The following is a 24,991-nucleotide window of genomic DNA, read 5'->3' on the forward strand; positions in this document are numbered from 1 at the left end:
TTTATTATCGTGATCAGCTTTTTCTTGCTGAGACTTTGATTTGGCTTCCTCTGAGTGAGGGGCTCTGTCTTAGCGCAATAAATAGAAGAAAGACTGTTCGTCTGATATCTGTTCGTTTTTGCACTCGAACTATTTTTTAGGGGGTTCACTACGGTGGAATTACTTTCTGGCGCCGACATGCTCGTTCGTTCTCTCCAGGATGAGGGCGTTGAGTATATCTACGGTTATCCCGGCGGCTCGGCTCTTCATATTTACGATGCCATATTCCGCCAAGACAAGGTTAAACACATTCTGGTCCGCCACGAGCAAGCAGCAGCCCACATGGCTGACGGTTACGCTCGTGCGTCCGGTAAACCGGGTGTGGTTCTGGTAACGTCTGGTCCAGGTGCGACCAACACTGTAACCGGTATCGCGACGGCCTATATGGACTCTATTCCTATGGTCGTACTGTGTGGTCAGGTGATGAGTCACCTGATTGGTGAAGATGCGTTCCAGGAAACCGACATGATCGGTGTTTCCCGTCCTGTGGTAAAACACAGTTTCAGCGTGAAACATCCTTCCGAAATTCCAGCAGTGATCAAAAAAGCCTTTTATATCGCTTCAACCGGGCGTCCCGGTCCGGTTGTTGTGGATATTCCTAAGGATATGACGGCTCCGACCGATCGTTTTGAATACGAATATCCGAAGAAGGTTAAAATCCGCTCTTACAACCCGGTAGTGCGTGGTCACACGGGGCAGATTAAGAAAGCGGTTGAGATGATGTTAAAAGCCAAACGCCCGATTCTGTACGCGGGCGGTGGTGTGATTCTGGGTAAAGCGGCTTCTCAGTTTACTGAACTGGCGAAGAAGCTGGGCTTCCCGGTGACATCTTCTCTGATGGGAATTGGTGCTTATCCGCAAACCGATAAACAGAGTATCGGTTGGTTGGGCATGCATGGTAGCTATGAAGCTAATATGACCATGCACCATTCTGACCTGATTGTGTGTATCGGTGCGCGTTTTGATGACCGTGCAACCAATAACACCAGCAAGTTCTGTCCGACGGCGAAGATTATCCATGTGGATATCGATCCGGCGTCTATCTCTAAGACCGTTCGTGCCGATGTGCCGATTGTAGGTCCGGTAGACTCTGTACTGAACGAGATGCTGGAGCTGCTGGCGCAGGCTAAAACAAGTCCGAATACAGATGCATTGGCAGATTGGTGGAAGCAGATCAATGATTGGCGTGCCAGCCACTCTGTACTGTATACCGCAGAAGAAGATCGTCCGATCAAACCTCAGCAGGCTGTTGAAGCCATGTGGCGAGTGACCGGTGGTGATGCATATGTAGTAACCGACGTGGGTCGGCACCAGATGTTTGCGGCGCAGTACTACAAGTTTGATAAACCAAACCGTTGGATCACCTCCGGTGGTCTGGGCACCATGGGCTTCGGTTTCCCGGCGGCCATGGGTATCAAACTGAACTACCCGGACAACGATGTGGCGCTGGTCACCGGTGAGGGCAGTTTCCAGATGATGATGCAGGAACTGTCAACCTGTAGCCAGTTTGGTATTCCGGTGAAAATTATCAACCTGAATAACCAATCTCTGGGTATGGTGCGTCAGTGGCAGGATCTGAACTATCAGGAACGTCACTCTCAGTCTTGCATGCAGTCTCTGCCTGACTTTAAGATGCTGATTGAATCTTATGGTCATGTGGCACTGAAGGTTGAGAAGATCGAAGATCTGGAGCCGACGCTGGAAAAAGCGTTTGCCATGAAAGATAAGCTGGTGTTTGTCGACGTAATGGTCGATCCGAAAGAGCACGTTTATCCGATGCAGATTCCTCAGGGATCGATGCGTGACATGTTGCTGAGCAAGACGGAGCGTACCTAAGATGCGACACATTATCTCAATTCTGATGGAAAATGAGGCCGGTGCGTTATCACGGGTAGTAGGCCTGTTCTCTCAGCGTAACTTCAACATTGAATCGCTGAACGTTGCACCGACAGAAGATCCAACGCTGTCTCGTCTGACACTGACCACCATAGGCTCAGACCAGGTGATCGAGCAGATCACCAAACAGCTGAATAAGCTGGTTGATGTGGTGAAACTGGTTGACCTGACCGAAGGCGTTCACGTTGAGCGTGAGCTGATGCTGGTTAAGGTGAAAGCGGTGGGTGCTCAGCGTGCCGAAGTGAAGCGTACAACCGATATCTTCCGGGGTCAGATCGTTGATGTGACTAACACCATGTACACCGTACAGATGGTGGGAGATAACGAAAAGCTGGATGCCTTTATCCAGGCGCTGGGCGTTAACGGCATTCTGGAAGTGGTGCGTACCGGTGTTTCCGGTATTTCCCGCGGAGAGAAGGTGTTAAGCCTGTAAGCTTTGGCTTCGATCGTTTAGATACTTTCTTGCTAAGTGTCAGAACCGCCCCTTGTGCAAACAAGGGGCGGTTTTTTTATGTCTGTGTGAATAGGACAAAATGACACATTCGGTGTTTGTGCTGGGTTGTTTTGTTCGTATTTGAGTGGATTATTCGGTGTCTGATTTTATTAACCCCTTGTTAATAAAGGGGAATAGCATAATGGCTTACCTCTTGCTGAACCCTGTGACAGGTTCGGACGTTAACAGAACAACCCCAACCCTCCGACCTCAATTCCAAATGTCATAACAACAAGAATGGAGTTCATTTATGTCTGCTTCTTCAGGGCCTCTGGCCTTTTTGATGAAAGACCGGATCGTTGCTAAGCCGGGCTTTAATCGTTGGTTGGTGCCGCCCGCATCAATCGCAATTCACATGTGTATCGGTTCCGTTTATGCCTGGAGTATTTTCAACCCACCTCTCGTGAAGCAGGTGGGCGTAGTCGCCAGTGCAGCGGATGACTGGACACTCAGTTCCGTGGTCTGGATCTTCTCCACCGCGATTGTTTTCCTGGGGCTGGCTGCTGCGATTGGCGGTAAATGGCTGGAAGAAGTGGGCCCGCGTATGGTCGGCTTTCTGGCTGCAATCTGCTGGGGAGGCGGCTTTCTGATCGGCAGTGCCGGTATCGCGACCCATCAGCTCTGGCTGGTCTATCTCGGATATGGAGCGATAGGAGGCTGTGGCCTTGGCCTCGCCTATGTTTCCCCGGTCAGTACCCTGATACGCTGGTTCCCGGACCGAAGGGGGATGGCGACCGGGATGGCGATTATGGGCTTTGGTGGTGGTGCGATGATAGGTGCGCCCCTGAAAACCTGGCTGCTGTCTGTGTATTACGAAGCACCGCAATATCTGGGTAAGCTGGCCGATGTTAATCTGATCACAGAAGGTGGTCGTCGTTTTGCTGAGGTTGCGGGACAACAGGTTGAAGTGGTTGTGGCAACAGCAGCCGATATGGCTAAAGTGCCAGTGCCCGGACCTGAAGGTGTCTATGTTGTCGGCACGGGTGATACCGGTGCCGCAAGCGTCTTCCTGACCCTGGGTATTGTCTATTTTGTCATTATGACGATTGCGGCGTTCTCATATCGCGTACCGGCAAAAGACTGGGCGCCGAAAGGCTGGACACCGCCATCTGATGAGAAATCCGGTAAGAAGATGATCTCTGATAATCATGTTCATATCGACCAGGCGATTAAAACTCCTCAGTTTGCCCGTATGTGGATTGTGCTTTGCCTGAACGTGACGGCCGGTATCGGGGTAATTGGTGTCGCCAAGACCATGATGGGTGAGATCTTTGGTTCGACCCTACCCGAAATTGTCGATGCCAGTTTCGCCGCCACCTATGTGCTGATGATCAGTGTCTTCAATATGGTGGGGCGTTTCTTCTGGGCTTCTATTTCTGATTTTATTGGCCGTAAAAACACCTACCACTGCTTCTTTGTGCTGGGCACGCTGCTGTATCTGTCGATTCCCTTCGTGGCGACTCAGGTCAGCGTAGAGCCGTCTACCATGTGGCTGGTACTGTTCTATGGTGCGACCATGACCATCTTCACCATGTACGGCGGTGGTTTTGCCACTATTCCGGCTTACCTGGCTGATATCTTCGGCACTCTGCACGTGGGTGGTATTCACGGCCGTCTGCTGACCGCATGGAGCACCGCAGGGGTTCTGGGGCCATTTGCCATTACCTATCTGCGTCAGATGTCGGTGGAAGATGCCCTGAAAGATCTGGCGGCTAAAGTCGACCCGGAAGCCTTCCGTCAGGCCTTTGGGGCAGGCATGGATCAACTGGAAAACCTGATTGCAGCCAAAACGGTAACGATCTCCAGGCTGATGGAAATCGCCCCGGCAGGTACGGTTGATCCAACCTCCAGTCTGTATAACACCACCATGTATGCGATGGCAGCACTGCTGGTCATTGCCTTCTTTGCTAATCTGGGCATCAAGCATGTGGATGACAAGCACTACGTGCATAATACCCACCCGGAACATGCACCTGATAAACCCGTGCAAAAAACAGATAACACATCAAACAAGGAAGCTGAACCTGCCTGATACCTTGTTCAGATGCTCTGCCGGTTAATCCGGCAGAGCGTTTTTAATATCACGACATCTGATTCAATAGACTCTCTATCAATACCCCTCTGGCACCAGTAGTTGTGTCTGCCCCGATTGCTCCAGACGACAGTTAAAACCAAACACCTGCTGAATACTGTCCTCATTGATCACCTCGCCTGGTGCACCCTGGGCCAGAATCTGCCCCTGTTTCATCAACAGAATATGATCTGAGAAGTAGATCGCCTGACTGATATCGTGCAGTACCATAACTACAGTCGTACCTTGTTCCCGATTCAGCTGTCGTACCAGAGACAGAAGCTCATACTGATGGGCAATATCGAGAAAACTAGTGGGTTCATCCAGCATCATAAGTGGCGCCTGCTGGGCCAGCACCATCGCCAGCCAGGCGCGCTGGCGCTGACCTCCAGACAGACGATTCAGATGCCGATTAGCCAGAGCTTCCAATCCGGTTTTTACCAGAGCATCCTGCACAATGCGATGATCCTCTGCAGAACTGATCACCAGAAAGCGGCGGTATGGATAACGCCCCAGCATCACCAGTTCTGCCACCGTCATGGTATCCGGTGCTTGCGGGTGCTGAGGCAGAAAAGCCAGCTTACGGGCAATCGCTTTACGGGAGAGCGCGCCTAGCGGGTCCTGATCTAATCTGATCTCCCCTTCTGTGATCGTTTGTTGCCCCGATAAGGCTTTTAACAGCGTCGACTTACCACAACCATTCGCCCCTAAAAGGGCTGTCACCTTACCCTCTGGCAAAGTCACATCCAGTTTTTTCAGCACCTGAGTCTGCTGGTATTGCACGCAGATATGATGAGCAGAAATAGCAGTCACGATAGCACCTTTGCAGCCGGAGGCTTTTTCAGTAACAGGAAGATAAAGACAGGTACGCCAGTAATGGCAATGATCAGTCCAAAGGGTAGCTGGATTGGCGCAAATAAAGTACGGGCGATAAGATCCGCCAATACACAAAGAATACAACCCCATAACAGCGTCGGTAACAAAAGAGCTGCAGGTGTTTTCTCACCACTGAAGCGGGCCAGGTGCGGGGCTAACAAGCCAATAAAAGCCAGTGCTCCAACAGCGGTGACCGCCAGCGCACTGAGTGCCCCTGCCGCTAACAGACAATACAGACGAGTAGATGACTCCAGCCCCAGCGCCATCGCGGTATGCTGATCCAGCAGCATGGGTTTCAGGTGCAGAGCCAGTAGTATAGACAACATCAATACAGGCAGAGCCAAGGTCAGCAACCAGAGTGACTTCTCCTGATAAGCACCGGATAAACTGCCCGACAGCCATGTTAACACCTGACCAATCTGGTGAGTTTCTGCGTTCAGCATCAGCAGATTCAGTAAAGCAGAAAGCAGAGCTGATAAACCGATACCACACAGAATCAGAGCCACTGGGCTTAATCGCTGACTCAGCCAGCCGATTACTGTCAGGGCAAGCAGACTCCCTGCAGTCCCCGCCAAGGCCTGCCCGGCCAGCATCTGCTCTGGTAAAAGCATAACGCTACACAGTACCGCAATCGCAGCCCCCTGATTAATGCCCAGAATACCGGGATCCGCCAGATGATTTCCGGTCAGAGTCTGCAGCAACAGTCCGGAGCAGGCCAGGCAGGCCCCCGCGGTGATGGCCAGTGACAAACGAGGGGCTCGCAGTTCCATAACCAGCTGCCAGGCAAGCTCGCTTTGCTCTGACAGCAGTAAAGCCAAGGTATCGGCACTGCCATTAAATAGATAGAGCAACACACTGATCAGTGCCAGAACGATCAGCCATGAGTGACGCAACAGATAGCTCATGTCCGATACCTCTGATACACCAGCCACATAAACCAGGGCGCGCCAATAATCGCCATAGGAATACTGGGAGATGCCGGTGTTTCCGGAGCAACCCAACGGGTCAGGCCATCGGCCAGGGTCATCATAATCGCTCCCAGTAACAAACTGGCGCTGAGATGAGCACTCGCTTTAACACCGACCAGTAACCGGGCCAGATGAGGCACCACTAAACCGGTAAAAAGTATCGGTCCGGTTACCGCAACGGAGGCTCCGGTCAGCAACAGAATCAGAACCAGTACAACCAGATAGACCCGTATGGGAGAAATCCCCAGGCTGCTGGCCTTGGCTTCTCCGGTAGTGACCAGATTAATCCCGGGCAGCATCAGATAGCTAACGGAAAAACAGCTCAGACAGATCAGCGCCAGAACCGGCAGTAACTCAGCAGGGACAAACGCCAGACTGCCGGACAGCCAGAAGCGAATGGCATTAATCGCGTGTTGCTCCAGCAACAGCATGCTGGTAGTCAGTGCAGCAAAAAAGCTGGCCATCAGTGCTCCAAGCAGAATCAGGGTGCTGGTATCGTTACGCTGCCGGTTCGCCAACATCAGTACCAGCAGTAATCCTCCGGCAAAAAGAGCGCCGATCAGTGCAGCACTAAAACGCATTACCGGGCTCATTTCGATACCCAGAATAAATACCAGCACCAGAGCCAGTGCGCTACCCTGAGTCACACCCAGTGTCGAAGGACTGGTCAGAGGATTCTGGCTCAGTCGCTGTAATAAAAAACCAGCACAACCCATAGCAGCACCGGTCAGCAGACCCGCTATCAACCGGGGAAAGCGCAGTTCTGTCAGTACCAGTTGCTGAATGGGTTTTTGAATGGATTGTTGAATTGATGGGGTGTCAGATACCAGGCTCAGGTATAAGTCAGCTAAAGACAGCTGTGGATAACCGGCCAGCAGAGATAGCAGCATGGAGGCCAGCAATACCGTAACCAGAACCAGCCAGATAGCGTACTGCCGGATCAGGTTGAATAACCCGGATGCGGCTGTCGCTTCAGGATGATGGCGTGTAAGCACGAATAATTGCCTCCAGATCGTGTAATACCTGTTCTGCCGCCAGCGGTCCTATGCCCAGCATCCGGTAATGGTCATCCACCGGGATAATCCGGCCTTTGAGTAATGACCAGAAGCCGGTGCCCTGCCACTGGCGAATCATAGATCCCAGCTCCGGGCTGTATTCGCTTAACAGGATCAATTCCCCTTCCAGCTGACGAATCTGTGCCGGTGAACGCAGCCGGGTGGCAAAGCCTTTAATATCCTGATTATCAGGGCGGCGAATACCGCATTGGTCCAATAAGGTGTGGATAAAAGTATCCTGCAGATACAGACGCACATGGTCCTGCATGGAACGCACCACAGACACCGAGGGGCGGCCTTTCTGTATATATAAAGCATTGATACGCTGACATTGCTGTTCAAAACCGGTCAGCCAGTCATTGGCTTTTTGTTCCTGCTGTAAGGCACGGGCAAACAGCTGCAGATTATCCCGCCAGCTGACACCGATGCGTTCGCTGAGTACCGTCGGTGCGATCCGGCTCAGTATTGGATACAGATGACCGTGCACTGAACGACTGCCCAGAATCAGATCCGGTTGCAGCTGGAGAATACGCTCCAGATCCGGTTCTGAGTTTAATCCGACAGGAATTGGTGTCTGATCTGCTGGGATATAGTCTGGCAGATGATTGATCTGGTAGGGATAGGTGGTCGCCACGGGTAAATGCCCCAACCCGACACTGATATCCAGTTCTCCCGTATCCAGTACCACCAATCGGCGTACCTGATGAGGCACACAACTCCGCCCCATTGCATGCTCGACCCAATGACAGCTTTCAGCAGAACGGTCAGGGTTAACAGGATTGTGAGTTAAAGACGCAGAAAAGCCTGCCCTTGCGATCAGCAAAGACAGGCCTGCCATGAGAAACAGAACCAGAGTTCTGCCTGCCCGGAGACAGGGGGCTATAGCCCTGTCCCGGTGCAGATTGTGCCGGTTATACCGTAAGTTCATTGGTCAGACTGCATTACCATTGATGATGATAAGACACCATCAGAGTACGTCCCGGTGCGTAGTGTTGCCCCTGAGATTCCGAACGGTTCAGCTGTCCCAGTACGGTGCGGTAATCTTCATTCAGCAGATTTTCGATCCCGACATTAATACTGCCTTGTCCTAACTGATACGCGGCAAAGTAATCCAGTGTAGTATAGGCCTTAACTTCGCCTCGCCCCCAACCTGCGCCATCTTTGAAAGCTTCATCGCGAGCCGCTGAATGGTTCACCTGAACTTTATGCAGCCAGTCCGCTGACGGCTGATACTGCACGTAAGCGTTCAGTTGTACAGGAGGGACACGGAAACTGTTCAGATCCAGCCATTTGCCCTGGTTCTTGTCGTAGGATTCCCCCTTCATCCAGGTCAGCAGGCCACCCAGGCGCCATTGATCATTCAGCTGATGGCGACCGGTCAGCTCAAGGCCAGTGATGCGTTCTTTAACCCGAGGCAATACCAGAGAGAAGTCTTCAATGGCGATACTCCCCAGATCCGAGGTGCTGTGAAATACCGCCGCACTCAGCTGAGTATCACCCAGGTCAGAGCGAACACCCACTTCATAGGTATCGGTTTTCATCGGTTCCAGTTCGGAACTACCAGCATCAAAGTTGGAGGTATAACGCAGACGCAGGCCCAGATCTGGCAGCTCAAAACCCTGAGAGAAGTTGGCGTATACTTCGGTCTGGTCTGTTACCAACCAGGTCAGACCGGTATTGAACATCACATCGTCATAAGAGATGCGACCGCCATCAATGGGGACTTCCTGGCCCAGGGTGACATAATCATCAAATTCAGCGCTGATGGTTTCGTAGCGCAGGCCACCTTCCCAGATCAGGTTATCGCTCAGATCTGCTTCCAGCTGAGCAAAACCTCCCAGAGTTTTCTGACGGATCTCAGGTACAAAGCCTTTTTTACCGGTCTGAACAAAGTTCAGCTTATTGCTGTTGTCGTAAATATCACCATCGTAGATCAGCGCAGGGCCGTCTTCGGTAGCGTGGTTAAAGTCCACACCCCAGCGCAGCATAACGGCATCGTTAACCGGGGTGTTCATGGTCAGGCGAGAACCCCAGTACTGACCGGACAGTTCAGTCTGAGCCAGATGGTTCCATGAACCATAAGGACGGCCATCAAAGGGCAGGAAACGGTTATAGGTATCGCGGTAATACAGCTGGGCATCCAGCGCCCCCAAAGCGGTTTCGTACAGTGACCAGGCCAGATTCAGCTGAGTATTCTCAACGGCGGTTTGCTTATCCAGTGCCAGGCCGGATACCGCCAGCGCTTTACCGTCAGGGCCATCAACCCGCGTATAGTCAGTATCCTGATCCCGTTCCAGATGATTCACCGACAGCGTAATCGCCTGCTTGTCATCGCTCCAGCGCACTTTACCCGCTAGTGTCAGCGAACCGGTATCGCTCAGATCACTTTGTCCCAGTTCAGGCGCAACGCGATCGCCATCGGCATCAAAGAAACCGCCAGTTTGTTCATAACCTACGGTCAGACCGTAATCCAGCGAACCATCCAGTTGATCACTCTGGCCTGAAACAGTGTGTGATGCTTTCCAGCCGACAGAATCCTTACCGTGAGTCAGTGAGGTATTCATTCCGATAGTGGATTCTGAAACACCGGTATTTTTGCGGGTGATGATATTCACAATACCACCCGAAGCACCGCTACCGTAGATAGCGCTGCCACCGCGAATCACTTCGATGCGCTCAATGGTTTCCGGGGCAATACCAGCCAGATCCCTGGAGATATTACGGTTGGCATTCTGTGGGATGCCATCCACCAGTACCAGCATCTTACGACCACGCAGAGTCTGGTTGTTATTGGTCATGGTTTTACCCGCCGGGGCCATACCAGGCACCAGCTTACCTAGGGCATCTCCCAGTAATGAGGAGATGCTGAATTGCTGTCTCAGTTCCTCCTGATTGATAACAGTCACAGAGCGTGGGATCTCACTCAGTACCGTGTTATGGCGGGATGCACTGATCACCAGATCATCCTGCTGTTGTGGATTGGACGATGCAGCCAGCACCAGAGGGCTTGCGACAGCCGTGCTCAGTATCAGAGGGGCGACGATTGAGTATTTCATAGGTAGAATCAACAAATTTAAAAATAATGTATTTGATAATCGTTTTTATTAACTGGTTTTTATCTTAATAAAAAAACCACAAGGAGGGCAAGTTGTCTTTTGGTATTTATGACGTGGGTGCGACCACCTTCTACGCCTGTCAGGCCGACCCCAGATTCAGCTACTGTCTTTATGTGCCTCAGCAGATTCATCAGCAGAAAAATCTGCCGGTCTGCGCCGTAATTCATGGCTCCCGCCGTACCGTTGAGGGTTATCGGGATCGTTTTGCAGACTTTGCTGAGCGCGAGGGCTGCATTATTCTGTGTCCGTTATTCCCGGTGGGCATCCCGGACAGAGACGATACCAGTGGCTATAAGTACCTGTATGAAAAAGGGATTCGTTATGACCTGGTTCTGCTGGCCATGCTGGAAGAGGTGGCGGAACGCTTCTCTGCCCGTCGTGATCGTTTTCTGATGCACGGCTTTTCTGGTGGTGGACAGTTTGCCCATCGTTTTCTCTACCTGCACCCTCATCGCCTGCAGGCGGTTTCGGTAGCCGCTCCTGGCATCGTCACCCTGCCCAGTGATGAACGCTGGTGGATGGGGTTATCGGATAGCAAAGAAATTTTTGGTATTTATCCAGACTTTGATACCATAAAAAGTATACCTATACAGATTATGGTGGGCGAACAGGATCTGGATGGCAGCGAAATCAACCTGACACCAGCCTCCCGGTACTGGCGCCCCGATTGCAATAAAGCCGGTCGCAACCGTCTGGAACGTGCCACAGTGCTGGCCTCTGCGCTCAGAGATCAGGGCTGTCAGGTACAGCTGGATGTGATTCCGGGTGTTCATCATGAGGGCTTCCCTCTGATCCCTGATGCCACCGACTTTCTTGCCCGTTGGATTAGTCATGGAGAACCCCGCTTTGAGCACTCAGAAGGACGAGAACCTGAGAAGCATTAACCCGCTACAGGCTGAGCTGAGTCATCAGCTGATAGCCCTCTTTATCCGGGAGGGCCTGACCACAGGCAGTGCTTTATCTGAGCGGGAGCTGGCAGAAAAGCTGTCGGTTTCCCGTTCTCCGATTCGTGCCGCGTTGAAACTGCTGGAGCATTTCCAGGTGGTTGAACCCCGTCCAGGTGGCGGTATGCGTCTGGCCATGGACAGTCCTGCTCTGATGCGGGTTGAGATGACGTTACCAGAATCACCGCAGGATCAGTTGTATGTGCAGATCGGTCAGGACCGGGTGCAGGGGCAACTGGAAGAACATGTCACTGAAGCAGACCTGTTACGTCGCTACGATGTGCCTAAAGCGCTGCTGACCAAGGTACTGACACAACTGGTCAGCGAAGGGCTATTGCAGAAGGCGCAGGGCAAAGGCTGGCTGTTTACCCGTCTGATCGGCTGTGTGGAAAGTAATAAGGATAGCTATGAGCTACGCCGGATCATTGAACCGGCCGCTATTCGCAGTGCTGGTTTTCAACCAGAGCCAGAACGTTTTCAGGCCTGTTTGGCCATGCATAAACAACTGGTGGATGGACTGGTATTTGAAACCCCTCACCATGCATTGCTGAATATTAACGCGGGCTTTCATCAGATGCTGGCGGACTTTTCCGGTAATCGCTATTTCAGTGAGATTATTCGTCAGCATAACCGGATGCGACGTTTTACCGAATCCGGTGCGGTGTTATACCCGGAGCGTATGCTGCAGTCCTGTCAGGAACATCTGGACATTCTGGAACAGATTGAAGCGCGGGACTTTGAGTGGGCAGCGACTCTGATGGAGCGTCACCTGGGCATCTCTTCCAAGGGACAGCTGGGTGTACCAGAATAATTGCACTGATCACCACCGGAGCAGCCATTTTCCAGCTTAACGATGCCTGAACATATCTCGCTCAGGTATCCGTATCCAGCTGTGACCAGAACGCTTCAATTAAAGGGTTCTTCAGTTTTTTCTTCAGTACACAGACCCCGACATCATAAGCGGCCAGCGTCGGGGTAACCGATAATACTTTTACACGGTCGGCCAGAGGGCTGTTATCCAGTACGATTTTTGGCACCACACCAATACCAAACCCCAGACTGACCATGCTGACAATCGCTTCATTACCGGCGACCTGAGCATAGATGTTCGGTTTAATTCCCTTGTTACTGAACCATTGATCCACCCGGCGTCGGGCCAGATCTTTCTCAGGCAGAATCATAGGCACTTTACGCCAATCGATAGCATTAACTTCCTGTTCCACCAGAGGGTTAAGTACAGGATCATCCACCGGGGCGATAAAATACAGTGGAGATAACCCTGTGGATTTAAACGCAAGACTGGCGGGCAGGTGATCGGGACGAGCGGCAATGGATACATCCTCATCACCATTTATAACCCGGCTGACGGCGGGGCCTGGCTCGCCAGTATGCAGCTTTATTTCTATACCGGGAAAACGGCTGCGAAAGCGACGCAGAATATCATGTAAGAAGCTATAGCTGGCAGTTACCGAGCAGTACATGCTGATCTCACCGTGTAACTGACTGGCGTCTTCCAGCAGGGTGTGGCGAATCATATCCCACTGACTTAAGGCATCTCTGGCATAGGTCTGAAATCTTTCTCCTTCCCGGGTCAGTGTAACGGTGCGGTTATCGCGCTCAAACAGCGCAACCCCCAGAGTATCTTCCAGTTGCTTGATGCTGCGGCTTAGCGCCGATGAGCTGATATGACAGGCTTCACTGACGCGGCCAAAGTGCAGGGTTTCAGACAGGGCGACAAAATGTTTGAGCTGGCGGATATCCATAGGACTTTAACCTGCAAGGTGATGAAATCTCAGGTGATTATAGTGTTAGAGAGATAGTGTTGCAAAAAACGGGATATAACATTGCATATATATCATTTTACGCAATGGTTATGAGTCGGTATCTTTAGCTCAACGAATAAGGCAAGGCTGAAGCGGTAAACGCCAATAAGAGCAAACGAATGGGCAAAGACCTGTCACTGCTTCAGTTGAGAAGATCAAATGATCTGTAAAGCAAAGAAATAGATGCAAGAGCTAACAGAGCTTTACTGCCGACCCTATATGCAGCCTGCTTACCCTAACGGCAGGCGCTAAACAGTTAATCAAAATTTTAAGGAAGTAGAACCATGCAGGTTTATTACGATAAAGATTGTGATCTTTCCATCATCCAGGGCAAAAAAGTGTCTATCATCGGTTACGGTTCTCAAGGCCACGCGCACGCGTGTAACCTGAAAGATTCCGGCGTTGACGTGACTGTTGGTCTGCGTGCTGGTTCTTCTTCCCGTGCAAAAGCTGAAGCTCACGGCCTGAAAGTTGCTGATGTTGCTGATGCAGTTGCTGCAGCTGACGTAGTAATGATCCTGACTCCGGATGAGTTCCAGGGCCAGCTGTACAAAAACGAGATCGAGCCTAACATCAAGCAAGGTGCTACTCTGGCTTTCGCTCACGGCTTCTCTATCCACTACAACCAGGTTGAGCCTCGCGCTGATCTGGACGTAATCATGGTTGCGCCTAAAGCGCCTGGTCACACTGTACGTTCTGAGTTCGTTAAAGGCGGCGGTATCCCGGATCTGATCGCAATTTACCGTGATGCTTCCGGTAGTGCTAAAGAACTGGCTCTGTCTTATGCAGTGGGCGTTGGTGGTGGTCGTTCCGGCATCATCGAGACGACGTTCAAAGATGAGACTGAAACAGATCTGTTTGGTGAGCAGGCTGTACTGTGTGGTGGCGCGGTTGAGCTGGTTAAAATGGGCTTCGAAACCCTGACTGAAGCGGGTTACGCTCCAGAAATGGCTTACTTCGAGTGTCTGCACGAGCTGAAACTGATCGTAGACCTGATGTACGAAGGCGGTATCGCCAACATGAACTACTCCATCTCTAACAATGCTGAGTATGGTGAGTACGTGACTGGTCCTGAGGTAATCAACGAGCAATCTCGTGAAGCCATGCGTAACGCTCTGAAGCGCATTCAGGATGGTGAGTACGCGAAGATGTTCATCGCGGAAGGTCAGACTAACTACCCATCCATGACTGCGCGTCGTCGTAACAACGCAGCTCACCCAATCGAAGAGACGGGCGAGAAACTGCGTGCGATGATGCCTTGGATCGCGGCAAGCAAGATTGTAGACAAAGAGAAGAACTAATAGTCTTTCTCTCTGCTCTGAAAAAGCCAGCTTATGCTGGCTTTTTTTGTGCCTGAACGTTCTGTAAGCGCGCCAAAATGAATATTTTTATCCAAATGCGCAGCACTTTATCGAAGTGCCTTTCCCATGTCTGTCTATAAGTTTGCCCATAAAATAGCGTCTGTTTAGCATATTTTTATGACTTTCTGATATCTGATTGATGTTGATGATGGTGCCTTGGGAAGCGATATGTGTAGAATAACAGCTTCATTTTTTTTCTAACAGGTTGCTTGAATGAACAATCCGGAAAAACATCCTCATACGGGTGATGACGATTTTGTGGAAGAGACCCGCATGTTATCTCTGGGAGAAGATGAGGTTGAAGAAGAGACCGTAGAAGAGGGGCAAAAGGTACGTCGTCGCGGCATTTATCTACTGCCGAACCTGTTTACCACGGCCGCCCTGTTCTCAGGCTTTTTTGCCATCATCTCAGCGATGCATGGCGCGTTTGATAACGCAGCCATTGCTATTTTTGTTTCCATGGTGCTGGATGGCCTTGATGGGCGCGTGGCGCGTCTGACCAATACCCAGAGTGATTTTGGCGCTGAATATGACAGTCTGGCGGATATGGTGTCCTTTGGCGTAGCTCCTGCGCTGGTGGCGTTTAGCTGGATGCTGGAGGATATCGGCAAGCTGGGTTGGATCGCGGCCTTTGTTTATGTTGCCGGTGCAGCCCTGCGTCTGGCGCGTTTTAATACCCAGATTGGTTCCACGGATAAACGTTGGTTTATCGGCTTACCGAGCCCGGCGGCGGCGGCAGTGATTGCTGGTATTGTCTGGACCTTTAATGATCTTGAACTGAGTGCTCTGAGTTATAAATATGCTTTGGCGTTTATTATCGCCTCAGTGGGCGTACTGATGGTCAGTAATGTACGTTACAACAGCTTTAAAGATATCGACCTGAAAGGCCGTGTTCCTTTCCTGACGATGTTTGTTGTAGCGCTGATCTTTGTGGTTATTGCCTATGATCCGGCTACGGTGCTGCTGGTGATCTTTATGATTTACGGTTGTTCTGGGCCTTACCGCGCGCTGTTTAAGCTTAAACCAGCGAAAAAAGACAGTGGGGTCTGATGGGTGTAGCTCAATAATAAGGCCGTCTGTATAAAAACGCCCCATTGCACAGTAACCTTCATTGAAAAAGGTCGTGCATGGGGCGTTTTTTTATGTCGGTTTAAAGGGATGGCCCATACATGGGGTCCCCCTAATCGCTATAAGTATAACCGTACAAATGTAGTCAATGATTGCACGGCTGATATAGATAGATTGACTACTGGAAGCTCAGTGTAAAACCGGCATTATCCAGGTAAGCCTGCTCTTGTTCCAGGTCGGCTACCGTGAGCGGATTGTCCTCCAGCCAGTCTGGGTTAAAGGTCAGGGTGATCTGTTTTTGTTTGACCTCTATTTTGACGTCGGTATAGGCATCATCCAGTCGGCTGTGGTTGAGTAATATTGCCAAGCGTAACAATATGGCCAGGTGGATAAGGGCTTGTTGGATGCCTGCCGGTTGCAAGCGCAGTTCGCTGATAGGGAATTTGCGCCTGTGGCTGCGTACCAAAGCGGCCAGCATGCCCTGCTGTTGACGGGAAAATCCAGACAGATCTGAATGTTGCAGCAGGTATGCACCGTGTTTGTGGAACTGGCTATGAGCGATCGACAGGCCTATTTCGTGTAACTTGGCTGCCCAGATCAGTAATAAGTGCAGGTCTTCGCTATTAAGCTGCCACTCTTTTTTGGTCTGTTTATATAGATGCTCAGCTGTGATAGCGACATTTTCTGCTTGGAGTGTGTCAATCTGGTGGCGCTCAATCAGCGCGCGGACTGTTTTTTCTCTGATATCCTGATGGGCATTACGGCCTACGATATCGTGCAGAATCCCTTCACGCAGCGCACCGTCGGCAAACTCCATATGCTCGATATCAAGCAGTTCAAAGATCGCTTGTAAAATGGCAACACCGGCAGGAAATACCTTAGCGCGTTCGGGCTTCAGGCCCGGCATTTCAATATCGTCCAGTTGCTTAAAACGTAATAGATGTTTGGCCAGTTGGTTCAGAGGGCCGCGGGTGATGCCGTGCTCTGTCCAGCCATTCTGCTCCATGATGGCCGCTGTGGCTTTAATGGTGCCAGATGTGCCAACAACCTGCTGCCAACCCAGCTTTTTATAGGGCTTAACAATATTGAGTAGCTCGTTTTTAGCCGCCAGGATGGCTTGCTGATAGCGTTTAGTTGTGATCTGGCCGTCCGGGAAAAAGCGCTTACTGTAGGCAACACAGCCCATATGCAGGCTTTCCAGTGCTAGTGGGTCGTAGCCTTCACCGATAATAAACTCGGTACTACCGCCGCCGATATCGACAACCAGGCGACGGCCTTTCTGTGTGGCCAGGGTTTGTGCAGCACCCACATAAATAAGACGAGCCTCTTCGCGGCCACTGATCACTTCCAGCGGATGACCCAGAATCTCTTCTGCTTTATCGAGAAACTCTTGTGCGTTCTCAGCTTCCCTTAATGCATTGGTACCGACAATACGTAAATTATCGTGTTCAATGCCTTGCAGAAATGGAGCAAAACGACGCAGGCAATTAAGTGCTCGTTCCTGGGCTTCTTCGGTTAGGTTGCTCTCCTCATCAAGACCTGCTCCCAGTTGCACTTTTTCACCCAGGCGCTCCAGAGTGCGGGTTTCGCCGTGGGCCATGCGAGATACAATCAGGTGAAAGCTATTAGAGCCAAGGTCAATCGCTGCAAGTTTGTCGCTGTCACTGTTTGCCAGTGGCGCTGAGTTTGAGGTTTCCGTTTCATTCATAGTTGGAGGCCTGTGAAAATAATATCCCTAATTATGGCATGATCATAAAAGTGTCACATGACTAATCCGTGACATCGGTTAAAAAAACCTTTTTAAAAGTGTTGTAACTGCGAGAGTGCTAATCCCTACTTTTACCGTCAAGCATTACGATGCTATTATATGGCGCAACATCAATTGGTTTTGCCCCGGAGGCAGTTCAATGAGCGAAAATATTGTCAATGTGACAGATGCTTCTTTTGAAGATGACGTACTGAATTCCGACATTCCTGTACTGGTAGATTATTGGGCAGAGTGGTGTGGCCCTTGTAAAATGATCGGCCCTGTTCTGGAAGATATTGCAGGCGAGTATGCGGGTAAGGTGAAGATCTGCAAGCTGAACATCGATGAGAACACTGAGACGCCACCTAAGTTTGGCATTCGTGGCATTCCTACGTTGATGCTGTTTAAAAACGGTAATGTAGAAGCCACAAAAGTCGGTGCGCTGTCTAAATCACAGCTGGTCGCTTTCCTGGATGGCAACCTGTAAGACTGTATTATGCAGGCGCTTTTGCGCCTGCATGTCATTCTTTATTTTAAAACACGGTTTGTCTGCTATTCATTTGAAGCGAGTCACTTTAATGTGGCTGACGACAACACAACAGCCTGTTTTATTGTTAAAAGTTGATCAAAAACGAAATATTTTGATCAGTACCCGTATAAAAACTAGCATATTCATTACGTTGGTGTTATTTTAGACCTAACGTATTTCTAGCCAATACATCTCCTTTATAGCACTGTTGGACAATCCGTTTTAGGGATTCCGCGTTTACGTCATCTCGTAAAACCTTATATTTGTCCGTACAGTCCCAATCTTAACCAATCCATGCAATCAGGTTTTCTGATGAGCATTACGCCTAAATACCTAAATTAAGACCCATGAATCTTACCGAATTAAAGCAAAAATCTGTTCAAGAACTGTTAGAACTAGCCCAGGAAATGGGTGTCGACAACGTTGCTCGCTCTCGCAAGCAAGATATCATTTTTGCCATTCTTAAACGACACGCGAAAAGCGGTGAAGATATCTACGGTGATGGCGTACTGGAAATCCTGCAGGATGGTTTTGGTTTCCTGCGTTCCGCAGACAGTTCTTACCTGGCCGGCCCAGATGATATCTATGTCTCACCGAGCCAGATCCGTCGTTTCAACATGCGCAAGGGCGATCATATCGCCGGTAAAATCCGCCCGCCTAAGGATGGTGAGCGTTACTTCGCACTGTTGAAAGTAAATGAAATTAACTTCGACAAGCCAGAAAACTCCAAACACAAGATCCTGTTTGAAAACCTGACACCTATCTTCCCGGACGATCGTCTGATGATGGAGATCGGTAACGGTTCCACAGAGGATTTGACAGCTCGTGTGATCGACTTGGTCGCTCCGGTGGGTAAAGGTCAACGTGGCCTGATCGTATCTCCTCCAAAAGCCGGTAAAACCCTGATGTTGCAAAACATCGCCTCTTCCATCACCCGTAACAATCCTGAATGTCACATGATCGTACTGCTGATCGATGAGCGTCCGGAAGAAGTGACCGAGATGACGCGTTCTGTACGGGGTGAAGTTGTGGCATCGACCTTCGATGAGCCGCCAGCCCGTCACGTTCAGGTGGCTGAGATGGTGATCGAGCGTGCGAAACGTCTCGTAGAACATAAAAAAGATGTTGTGATCCTGCTGGACTCCATTACCCGTCTGGCCCGTGCTTACAACACTGTGATTCCTTCCTCCGGTAAAGTACTGACCGGTGGTGTGGACGCTCACGCACTGGAAAAACCAAAGCGTTTCTTTGGTGCGGCACGTAATATCGAGCACGGCGGCAGTTTGACCATTATCGCAACCGCTCTGGTTGATACCGGTTCCAAGATGGATGAGGTAATCTTCGAAGAGTTTAAAGGTACTGGTAACATGGAGCTGCATCTGGATCGTAAGATCGCAGAGAAACGTGTTTACCCTGCAATCAATATTCGTCGCTCTGGTACTCGTCGTGAAGACCTGCTGGCCAGTGAAGATGAACTGCAACGGGTATGGATTCTGCGTAAGCTGCTGAATCCAATGGAAGACACCGGTGCCATTGAGTTCCTGATTGATCGCTTGAAAGATACCAAGACCAATGATGAGTTCTTTGAGGCGATGAAGCGGAAGTAATCACTCCGTGAATTGAAAAAGGGTAAGCCAAGGCTTGCCCTTTTTATTGCCCTGAGTTTTTTATGGGAATGCTTTTCAGTTGTAACTGGCAACATAAAGCCGTCACTATAATCAGTGTAAGACTGCTGACCGCGACAGTTTTTGAATGTCTATTAGCTGCTAAGTTTTGCCTGTTTAGAGTTAGGTTCTAGGAAATTATGCGTTATAAAGACTTGCGTGAATTTATCGAACAGCTGGAACAGATGGGAGAGCTGAAGCGTATCTCTCAACCGGTTGACCCTAATCTGGAAATGACAGAGATCTGTGATCGCACTTTGAGACAGGGTGGTCCTGCACTGTTATTTGAGAATCCTGTCGGTTATGACATGCCTGTGCTGGGAAACCTGTTTGGTACGCCACGACGGGTAGCGCTGGGTATGGGCGAAGACAATGTGGAGTCCTTGCGGGAAGTGGGGCAGCTGCTGGCTTACTTAAAAGAGCCTGAACCACCGAAAGGCTTCAAAGATGCCATGGAGAAGCTGCCGATCTTCAAAAAAGTTCTGCATATGGGACCGAAGAAGGTGCGCAACGCTGCTTGTCAGCAAGTGGTGTTGGAAGGTGACGATGTAGATCTTTATAAGATCCCGGTCCAAACCTGCTGGCCGGGCGATGCCGGTCCTCTGGTGACCTGGCCGCTGGTGATTACCCGTGGTCCACACAAAGAGCGTCAGAATCTGGGGATCTACCGTCAACAACTGATCGGTAAAAATAAGCTGATTATGCGCTGGTTATCCCACCGTGGCGGTGCGCTGGATTTTCGTGAGTGGCAGCAGACGCATCCTGGTGAGCCTTTCCCGGTGGCTGTGGCGCTGGGTGCTGATCCCGCGACCATTCTGGGTGCAGTAACTCCGGTACCGGATACGTTATCTGAATACGCTTTTGCCGGTCTGCTGCGTGGCGGTAAGACCGAAGTGACTCAGTGTCTGGGGAATGATCTGCAGGTGCCTGCCTCGGCTGAGATCGTGCTTGAAGGTCATATTTATCCTGATGAGGTGGCCCCGGAAGGCCCATTTGGTGATCATACCGGCTACTATAATGAGGTGGAGCAGTTCCCGGTCTTTACCGTAGAACGCATTACCCATCGTAAAGATCCGATCTATCACAGCACCTACACCGGACGTCCACCGGATGAACCTGCGATTCTGGGAGTGGCGCTAAACGAGGTGTTTGTACCGATATTACAGAAGCAGTTCCCGGAAATTGTCGATTTCTATCTACCACCTGAGGGCTGCTCCTATCGGATGGCGGTTGTTACCATGAAGAAGCAATACCCAGGTCATGCCAAACGGGTGATGATGGGAGTCTGGTCCTTCCTGCGACAGTTTATGTACACCAAGTTTGTTATTGTCACTGATGATGATGTCAACGCCAGGGATTGGAACGATGTAATCTGGGCGATCACTACCCGTATGGACCCGGCGCGGGATACGGTGATGATTGAAAACACGCCGATTGATTACCTGGATTTTGCCTCGCCGATTCCCCGTTTAGGTTCAAAAATGGGTCTGGATGCCACCAATAAGATGCCCGGTGAAACGGATCGTGAATGGGGTGTGCCGATCGAGATGGATCAGGCTGTGAAGCAGAAAGTGGATCAGTTGTGGGACCAATTAGCTATTTTTGACTAAGATGCTGTTTGTTTAAGTGAGAAATGAGCCGTCTTGCCTCAGTGTGGCTTAGCCAGGTATCAGTCTTTGCCCTTACCTGTACCTCTGGCCGCACTGATTGCTCTCAATTATAGATTTAAGCGCAAACGTATCTTTAATTATCATGACTACCACTATGCCAGGTCTGATTACAGTGCACTGTTTACCCAGCGGCCAGAGCTTTTCTGCCAAGCCTGAAGAGAATCTGTTACAAGCCGCCAAAGCGCAGGGGTTTCGTTTGCCTAAAGGTTGTCGCAATGGGGTGTGTGAATATTGCGAAGGTCGTCTGATTCAGGGGTTGCTCAATTATAACGGTCGCCGGGGCTGGCAAGAGGTCCGGGCCGGAGAAGATTTCTTATTTTGCACAGCATATGCGTCGGAGGATATCTGGGTGGAGTTACCCAGAATACTGGCGCCAGGAGAGTTTAACGTGAAAACATTGGCCTGCCAGATCAACCGTGTTGAACAACTGGCTAATACAGAGGTATTTAAGGTCGAGCTTCAGGCGCCTGCCGGAGTGAGCTTGGATTTTGCTGCGGGACAGTATCTGGAAGTGATTTTGCCTAACGGTGAGCGTAATGCCTTCTCTATCGCCAACCGCCCGGATGGTCGTCGTATAGAGCTGCATATCCAATACCTGCCGGATAGGGATAATTCCCGTGTGCTGATTCAGGTGCTGCAGCAGCAAAATACCATTGAGGTTGAACTGCCCAAAGGCGAATGTGTGCTAAAAAATACCGGTACCGATAAGGCCTTTTTTGTCGCAGCGGGTACTGGTTTTACCCAGATGAAAGCGCTGTTAGAAGAGGCTTTTGAGCAGGGCAGTGATCAACAACTGTATCTGTACTGGGGGGCTCGCCGGGTGCAGGATCTGTATATGGCTGAATTGCCAGAGCAGTGGCAGCAGGAATATGAAAACTTCCACTTTGTACCGGTTGTGGGGGATCTGCTACCGACACAGGACTGGGCAGGCCATGTGGGTATGCTGCATGATGCTATGATCAAGGATCACGGTAAGTTTGATGATGCCACAGTATATGCCAGCGGTTCGCCGAATATGGTCTACTCCGTGACGGATACCCTGATTCAGTATGGCCTGGATCAGGAGTGCGTATTTTCTGATGTATTCTTCTATGCCCCTCGATAACCCCTGAATATTGCGATAAGCCGAGCTGATATTGGCTGAGATACAGCGCCCAATCGATGCTGTTTATAAACGACTAACGCTAATGGGATGTAAGGAGTGATCTGATGTCCGATCAAGCTGTAATGACAGATAATAAGGCAGAGGTCGTGACCAAAGCTCCGATTTTGATTACCGGTGCAGCCCAGCGTTTGGGCCGTGCTGCCGCGATTCATTTTGCACGGCAAGGTTATCCTGTGATCATCAGCTATCGCCGCGAGCGTGATGATCTGGCAGAGCTTCGCGCTTTGGGTATCACTACCTTGCAGGCAGACTTTAGTGATGTGGCCGGTATTCAGGCTTTTATTGAGCAGGTAAAACAGCATACGAATTGCCTGCGTGCCATTATCCATAATGCTTCCTGTTGGTTGCCGGATAGCAAAGAGCCTGAACAGGCTGCGGTCGGTTTCCAACAGATGTTTCAGGTGCATATGATGGCACCTTACCTGATCAACCATCAGTGTCAGCCACTGCTGATGGCCTCGGAAGGTGCCAGAGATATCGTACATATGACGGATGCGGTGGTGCGTAAGGGGTCTAAAAAACATGGTGCTTATGTGGCAACCAAGGCGGGCCTGGAAAGCCTGACTCAGTCTTTTGCCGCGATGTTTGCGCCGGATATCAAGGTGAATGGGATTGCTCCGGCGTTGATCATCTTTAATGATGACGATGATGAGGTATACCGTACCAAAGCCTTGAAAAAATCCGCGCTGCAGATCGAGCCAGGTGAAGAAGTGATCAACCTGAGCCTGGATTATTTGCTTAATAACCACTACCTGACAGGCGTAATCCTGCCTGTGGAGGGTGGTCGCTCACTGATTTAATTCCCCTGCTCTTAATGTAGCAGGCCGTAATCGCGTATTATCCGTATGTTTGTTATCCGCTTCGGATATCTGCTTTCTCTCTTTTTGGTATGGCGCGCATGGTTTGAAGGGCGTCAATGCTGCGACTATTTTTAGTGCTTAAACACATTTGTGTCGCGGTATTGGCAGAAGGTGCTGTTTTTTCTTGGAAATAGACCGCTAAAGTTGCACTGGACAGAATGCACTTTGCTTGTAAAATGCACACTCTGTTTGACGTATATCAATAATTAAAAATATCTCAGCTACTTTAACCTTCAACTTGTGAGGAAACCTGATGTCTCATCATGACGAAAACTTTCGCGACGATTCCGGCATTATCTGGTTTGTACCTGGTCTGGCTGTTCTGATCGGTATGAACTGCCTGCCAGCGACTATTTTCTGGTCTAACCTGCTGCTGGGTTAATGCTGCGGCGGAAGGATTCGCAAAAACGCCCGTGGTGTTGACCAACACCGCGGGCGTTTTGTTTTGAGGTGGGTTTATAGCGTCAGCAAGCCGCTAAACCACTAAGCTGCTAGCCACCCTATCTTGCTGGCAGCCTATAAATTGAATACATGCTCACTAGTAGCTGGATTAGCGGTCTTACAGATTAGGGTTTACCAGTACACGGCCACGGATCTTGCCTTCGATAATACCCTGTGCATACTCAGGCACCTGCTCCAGGCTCACCTCTTCAACCACTTGCTCCAGGATCTCTTTTGGCAGTTCATCCGCCAGGCGCTGCCAGGCCTGTACACGGCGCTCGTAAGGGATCATGACGCTGTCGACACCCAGCAGATCGACGCCACGCAGAATAAATGGCATGACAGTGGTGTTCAGGGCATGGCTAGCAGCCAGGCCGACAGTCGCGACACGACCGTTGTAATGCATTTGAGACAGTACTTTGGCCAGGATATCTCCACCTACGGTATCTACTGCACCGGCCCAGCGGGACTTGTCTAATGGGCGGGCTTTCTCTTCAAACTCGCTACGGGGCAGCACTTCACTGGCACCCAGCTGTTTCAGGTAATCTGCACTGTCTGCTTTACCACTCACGGCAACCACTTCAAAGCCGTTTTTCGCCAGTAGTGCCACAACGATACTACCCACACCCCCGGTTGCACCGGTGACCAGCACAGGGCCATCTTCAGGCTTAAGACCGCCTTCCTGCAGGCGCATGACACATAGCATAGAGGTTAGGCCAGCAGTGCCGATGACCATCGCCTGACGGCCCGTTAGACCCTCTGTCAGCGGCACCAGCCATTTGGATTGCAGGCGCATCTGTTGGGCATAACCGCCCCAGTAGCGCTCACCCACGCTCCAACCGGTCAGCACAACCGCATCGCCCGGTTTGTAATCCGGGTTATCGGATTCGGCAACAGTACCCGCCAGATCTATACCTGGCACCATAGGGAATTGGTGCACAATCTTGCCTGCACCGGTGACGGCCAGACCATCTTTAAAGTTCAGAGAGCTGTAATCGATATTAACCAATACATCGCCTTCCGGCAGTTCGTCCACAGACAGTTCACGTACGCCTGCCAGTGTCTTTTTCTCTTCCTGTTCCAGTACCAGAGCCTTGTTCATAGTCGCCTCGGTGTTGTTATCATATCTTTGTCAGATGTTTGAGGTAGTACGCACTGATACAAACGTATTTTGGTGCTCTTCGGTCAACGGCTGAAGCCATCTG

21 protein-coding genes are annotated in these 24,991 nt (G+C 50.6%); 13 read left to right on the plus strand and 8 right to left on the minus strand.

Going from position 1 to position 24,991, the window contains the following annotated elements; translation table 11 throughout:
* Positions 1–153: 153 nt before the first annotated feature.
* From H579_RS0104295 to H579_RS24180, 3 genes are all read left to right on the plus strand, one after another.
* The gene (locus H579_RS0104295; RefSeq protein ID WP_028299658.1) at positions 154–1,875 is read left to right on the plus strand and encodes an acetolactate synthase 3 large subunit; all 1,722 of its coding nucleotides are present in this window, start codon (positions 154–156) and stop codon (positions 1,873–1,875) included.
* Position 1,876: 1 nt separating this feature from the next.
* Positions 1,877–2,368, plus strand: coding sequence for an acetolactate synthase small subunit (ilvN, locus tag H579_RS0104300; protein ID WP_028299659.1), 492 nt, complete (start codon positions 1,877–1,879; stop codon positions 2,366–2,368).
* Between the two features lie 310 nt (positions 2,369–2,678).
* Positions 2,679–4,460, plus strand: coding sequence for an OFA family MFS transporter (locus H579_RS24180; protein WP_051227295.1), 1,782 nt, complete (start codon positions 2,679–2,681; stop codon positions 4,458–4,460).
* A gap of 78 nt (positions 4,461–4,538) precedes the next feature.
* Here H579_RS24180 and H579_RS0104310 read toward each other — a convergent pair whose 3' ends face one another.
* From H579_RS0104310 to H579_RS0104330, 5 genes are all read right to left on the minus strand, one after another.
* Entirely contained in the window at positions 4,539–5,312 is a 774-nt protein-coding gene (locus H579_RS0104310; RefSeq protein WP_028299660.1) for an ABC transporter ATP-binding protein, read from the minus strand.
* On the minus strand, positions 5,309–6,280 hold the full coding sequence (locus H579_RS0104315; RefSeq protein WP_028299661.1) for a FecCD family ABC transporter permease: 972 nt from the start codon (positions 6,278–6,280) through the stop codon (positions 5,309–5,311). Before H579_RS0104315 ends, H579_RS0104310 begins: the two co-directional genes overlap by 4 nt.
* A complete protein-coding gene (locus H579_RS0104320; RefSeq protein WP_028299662.1) occupies positions 6,277–7,338 on the minus strand; it encodes a FecCD family ABC transporter permease in 1,062 nt (353 codons plus the stop codon). Before H579_RS0104320 ends, H579_RS0104315 begins: the two co-directional genes overlap by 4 nt.
* Positions 7,316–8,236, minus strand: a complete 921-nt coding sequence (locus H579_RS24185) for an ABC transporter substrate-binding protein (RefSeq protein WP_051227296.1) — start codon at positions 8,234–8,236, stop codon at positions 7,316–7,318. Before H579_RS24185 ends, H579_RS0104320 begins: the two co-directional genes overlap by 23 nt.
* Before the next feature lie 103 nt (positions 8,237–8,339).
* Complete coding sequence (locus H579_RS0104330; RefSeq protein ID WP_028299663.1) at positions 8,340–10,454, minus strand: TonB-dependent receptor; 2,115 nt, start codon at positions 10,452–10,454, stop codon at positions 8,340–8,342.
* A 92-nt stretch (positions 10,455–10,546) separates the two neighbouring features.
* Between H579_RS0104330 and H579_RS24190 the strand changes: the two genes are divergently transcribed.
* The gene (locus tag H579_RS24190) at positions 10,547–11,398 is read left to right on the plus strand and encodes an alpha/beta hydrolase family protein (protein WP_051227297.1); all 852 of its coding nucleotides are present in this window, start codon (positions 10,547–10,549) and stop codon (positions 11,396–11,398) included.
* Complete coding sequence (locus H579_RS0104340; protein ID WP_028299664.1) at positions 11,361–12,269, plus strand: GntR family transcriptional regulator; 909 nt, start codon at positions 11,361–11,363, stop codon at positions 12,267–12,269. The genes H579_RS24190 and H579_RS0104340 overlap by 38 nt, the downstream gene beginning before the upstream one ends.
* Positions 12,270–12,330: 61 nt before the next feature.
* Here the strand turns inward: H579_RS0104340 and ilvY are convergent, their stop codons facing one another.
* Positions 12,331–13,221: an HTH-type transcriptional activator IlvY gene (gene ilvY, locus H579_RS0104345; RefSeq protein ID WP_028299665.1), complete on the minus strand. Its 891-nt coding sequence runs from the start codon at positions 13,219–13,221 to the stop codon at positions 12,331–12,333.
* Positions 13,222–13,565: 344 nt separating this feature from the next.
* On the opposite strand from ilvY, the gene ilvC reads away from it, so the two are divergent.
* Entirely contained in the window at positions 13,566–14,582 is a 1,017-nt protein-coding gene (gene ilvC / locus H579_RS0104350) for a ketol-acid reductoisomerase (protein WP_028299666.1), read from the plus strand.
* A 273-nt stretch (positions 14,583–14,855) separates the two neighbouring features.
* Positions 14,856–15,692 carry a CDP-diacylglycerol--serine O-phosphatidyltransferase gene (gene pssA, locus H579_RS0104355; RefSeq protein WP_028299667.1) on the plus strand — a complete coding sequence of 279 codons (837 nt, stop codon included), beginning with the start codon at positions 14,856–14,858 and terminating at the stop codon, positions 15,690–15,692.
* 196 nt (positions 15,693–15,888) lie between these two features.
* On the opposite strand, the gene ppx is transcribed toward pssA, so the two are convergent.
* Positions 15,889–17,418 (minus strand): exopolyphosphatase, encoded by a 1,530-nt coding sequence (ppx, locus tag H579_RS0104360; protein WP_051227298.1) that lies wholly within the window; start codon positions 17,416–17,418, stop codon positions 15,889–15,891.
* A 199-nt stretch (positions 17,419–17,617) separates the two neighbouring features.
* Here ppx and trxA point away from each other — a divergent pair, with 199 nt between their 5' ends.
* The 6 genes from trxA to H579_RS29830 all read left to right on the plus strand — a co-directional run bounded on the left by trxA (position 17,618) and on the right by H579_RS29830 (position 23,727).
* Positions 17,618–17,944 (plus strand): thioredoxin TrxA, encoded by a 327-nt coding sequence (gene trxA / locus H579_RS0104365; protein ID WP_028299669.1) that lies wholly within the window; start codon positions 17,618–17,620, stop codon positions 17,942–17,944.
* Between the two features lie 389 nt (positions 17,945–18,333).
* Positions 18,334–19,593 carry a transcription termination factor Rho gene (gene rho, locus H579_RS0104370; protein WP_028299670.1) on the plus strand — a complete coding sequence of 420 codons (1,260 nt, stop codon included), beginning with the start codon at positions 18,334–18,336 and terminating at the stop codon, positions 19,591–19,593.
* A 197-nt stretch (positions 19,594–19,790) separates the two neighbouring features.
* Positions 19,791–21,260: a 4-hydroxy-3-polyprenylbenzoate decarboxylase gene (gene ubiD / locus H579_RS0104375; RefSeq protein ID WP_028299671.1), complete on the plus strand. Its 1,470-nt coding sequence runs from the start codon at positions 19,791–19,793 to the stop codon at positions 21,258–21,260.
* Between the two features lie 154 nt (positions 21,261–21,414).
* Positions 21,415–22,425 carry a 2Fe-2S iron-sulfur cluster-binding protein gene (locus tag H579_RS0104380; RefSeq protein ID WP_028299672.1) on the plus strand — a complete coding sequence of 337 codons (1,011 nt, stop codon included), beginning with the start codon at positions 21,415–21,417 and terminating at the stop codon, positions 22,423–22,425.
* Positions 22,426–22,529: 104 nt separating this feature from the next.
* Entirely contained in the window at positions 22,530–23,285 is a 756-nt protein-coding gene (gene folM, locus H579_RS0104385) for a dihydromonapterin reductase (RefSeq protein ID WP_245583209.1), read from the plus strand.
* Positions 23,286–23,598: 313 nt separating this feature from the next.
* Positions 23,599–23,727 carry a hypothetical protein gene (locus tag H579_RS29830; protein ID WP_281167007.1) on the plus strand — a complete coding sequence of 43 codons (129 nt, stop codon included), beginning with the start codon at positions 23,599–23,601 and terminating at the stop codon, positions 23,725–23,727.
* 177 nt (positions 23,728–23,904) lie between these two features.
* On the opposite strand, the gene acuI is transcribed toward H579_RS29830, so the two are convergent.
* A complete protein-coding gene (gene acuI, locus H579_RS0104395) occupies positions 23,905–24,888 on the minus strand; it encodes an acrylyl-CoA reductase (NADPH) (protein WP_028299674.1) in 984 nt (327 codons plus the stop codon).
* Between the last annotated feature and the right edge of the window lie 103 nt (positions 24,889–24,991).

This window comes from Oceanospirillum beijerinckii DSM 7166, assembly GCF_000422425.1.
Taxonomy (GTDB): domain Bacteria; phylum Pseudomonadota; class Gammaproteobacteria; order Pseudomonadales; family Halomonadaceae; genus Oceanospirillum; species Oceanospirillum beijerinckii.

Coding starts and splice junctions, on each gene's coding strand:
- H579_RS0104330 (WP_028299663.1), bottom strand. CDS start 10,454: ATGAAATACTCAATCGTCGCCCCTCTGATACTGAGCACGGCTGTCGCA.
- trxA (WP_028299669.1), top strand. CDS start 17,618: ATGAGCGAAAATATTGTCAATGTGACAGATGCTTCTTTTGAAGATGAC.
- ilvY (WP_028299665.1), bottom strand. CDS start 13,221: ATGGATATCCGCCAGCTCAAACATTTTGTCGCCCTGTCTGAAACCCTG.
- rho (WP_028299670.1), top strand. CDS start 18,334: ATGAATCTTACCGAATTAAAGCAAAAATCTGTTCAAGAACTGTTAGAA.
- ilvN (WP_028299659.1), top strand. CDS start 1,877: ATGCGACACATTATCTCAATTCTGATGGAAAATGAGGCCGGTGCGTTA.
- H579_RS0104380 (WP_028299672.1), top strand. CDS start 21,415: ATGCCAGGTCTGATTACAGTGCACTGTTTACCCAGCGGCCAGAGCTTT.
- ubiD (WP_028299671.1), top strand. CDS start 19,791: ATGCGTTATAAAGACTTGCGTGAATTTATCGAACAGCTGGAACAGATG.
- H579_RS24185 (WP_051227296.1), bottom strand. CDS start 8,236: ATGGCAGGCCTGTCTTTGCTGATCGCAAGGGCAGGCTTTTCTGCGTCT.
- folM (WP_245583209.1), top strand. CDS start 22,530: ATGTCCGATCAAGCTGTAATGACAGATAATAAGGCAGAGGTCGTGACC.
- ppx (WP_051227298.1), bottom strand. CDS start 17,418: ATGAATGAAACGGAAACCTCAAACTCAGCGCCACTGGCAAACAGTGAC.
- H579_RS24180 (WP_051227295.1), top strand. CDS start 2,679: ATGTCTGCTTCTTCAGGGCCTCTGGCCTTTTTGATGAAAGACCGGATC.
- acuI (WP_028299674.1), bottom strand. CDS start 24,888: ATGAACAAGGCTCTGGTACTGGAACAGGAAGAGAAAAAGACACTGGCA.
- H579_RS29830 (WP_281167007.1), top strand. CDS start 23,599: ATGTCTCATCATGACGAAAACTTTCGCGACGATTCCGGCATTATCTGG.
- pssA (WP_028299667.1), top strand. CDS start 14,856: ATGAACAATCCGGAAAAACATCCTCATACGGGTGATGACGATTTTGTG.
- H579_RS0104315 (WP_028299661.1), bottom strand. CDS start 6,280: ATGAGCTATCTGTTGCGTCACTCATGGCTGATCGTTCTGGCACTGATC.
- ilvC (WP_028299666.1), top strand. CDS start 13,566: ATGCAGGTTTATTACGATAAAGATTGTGATCTTTCCATCATCCAGGGC.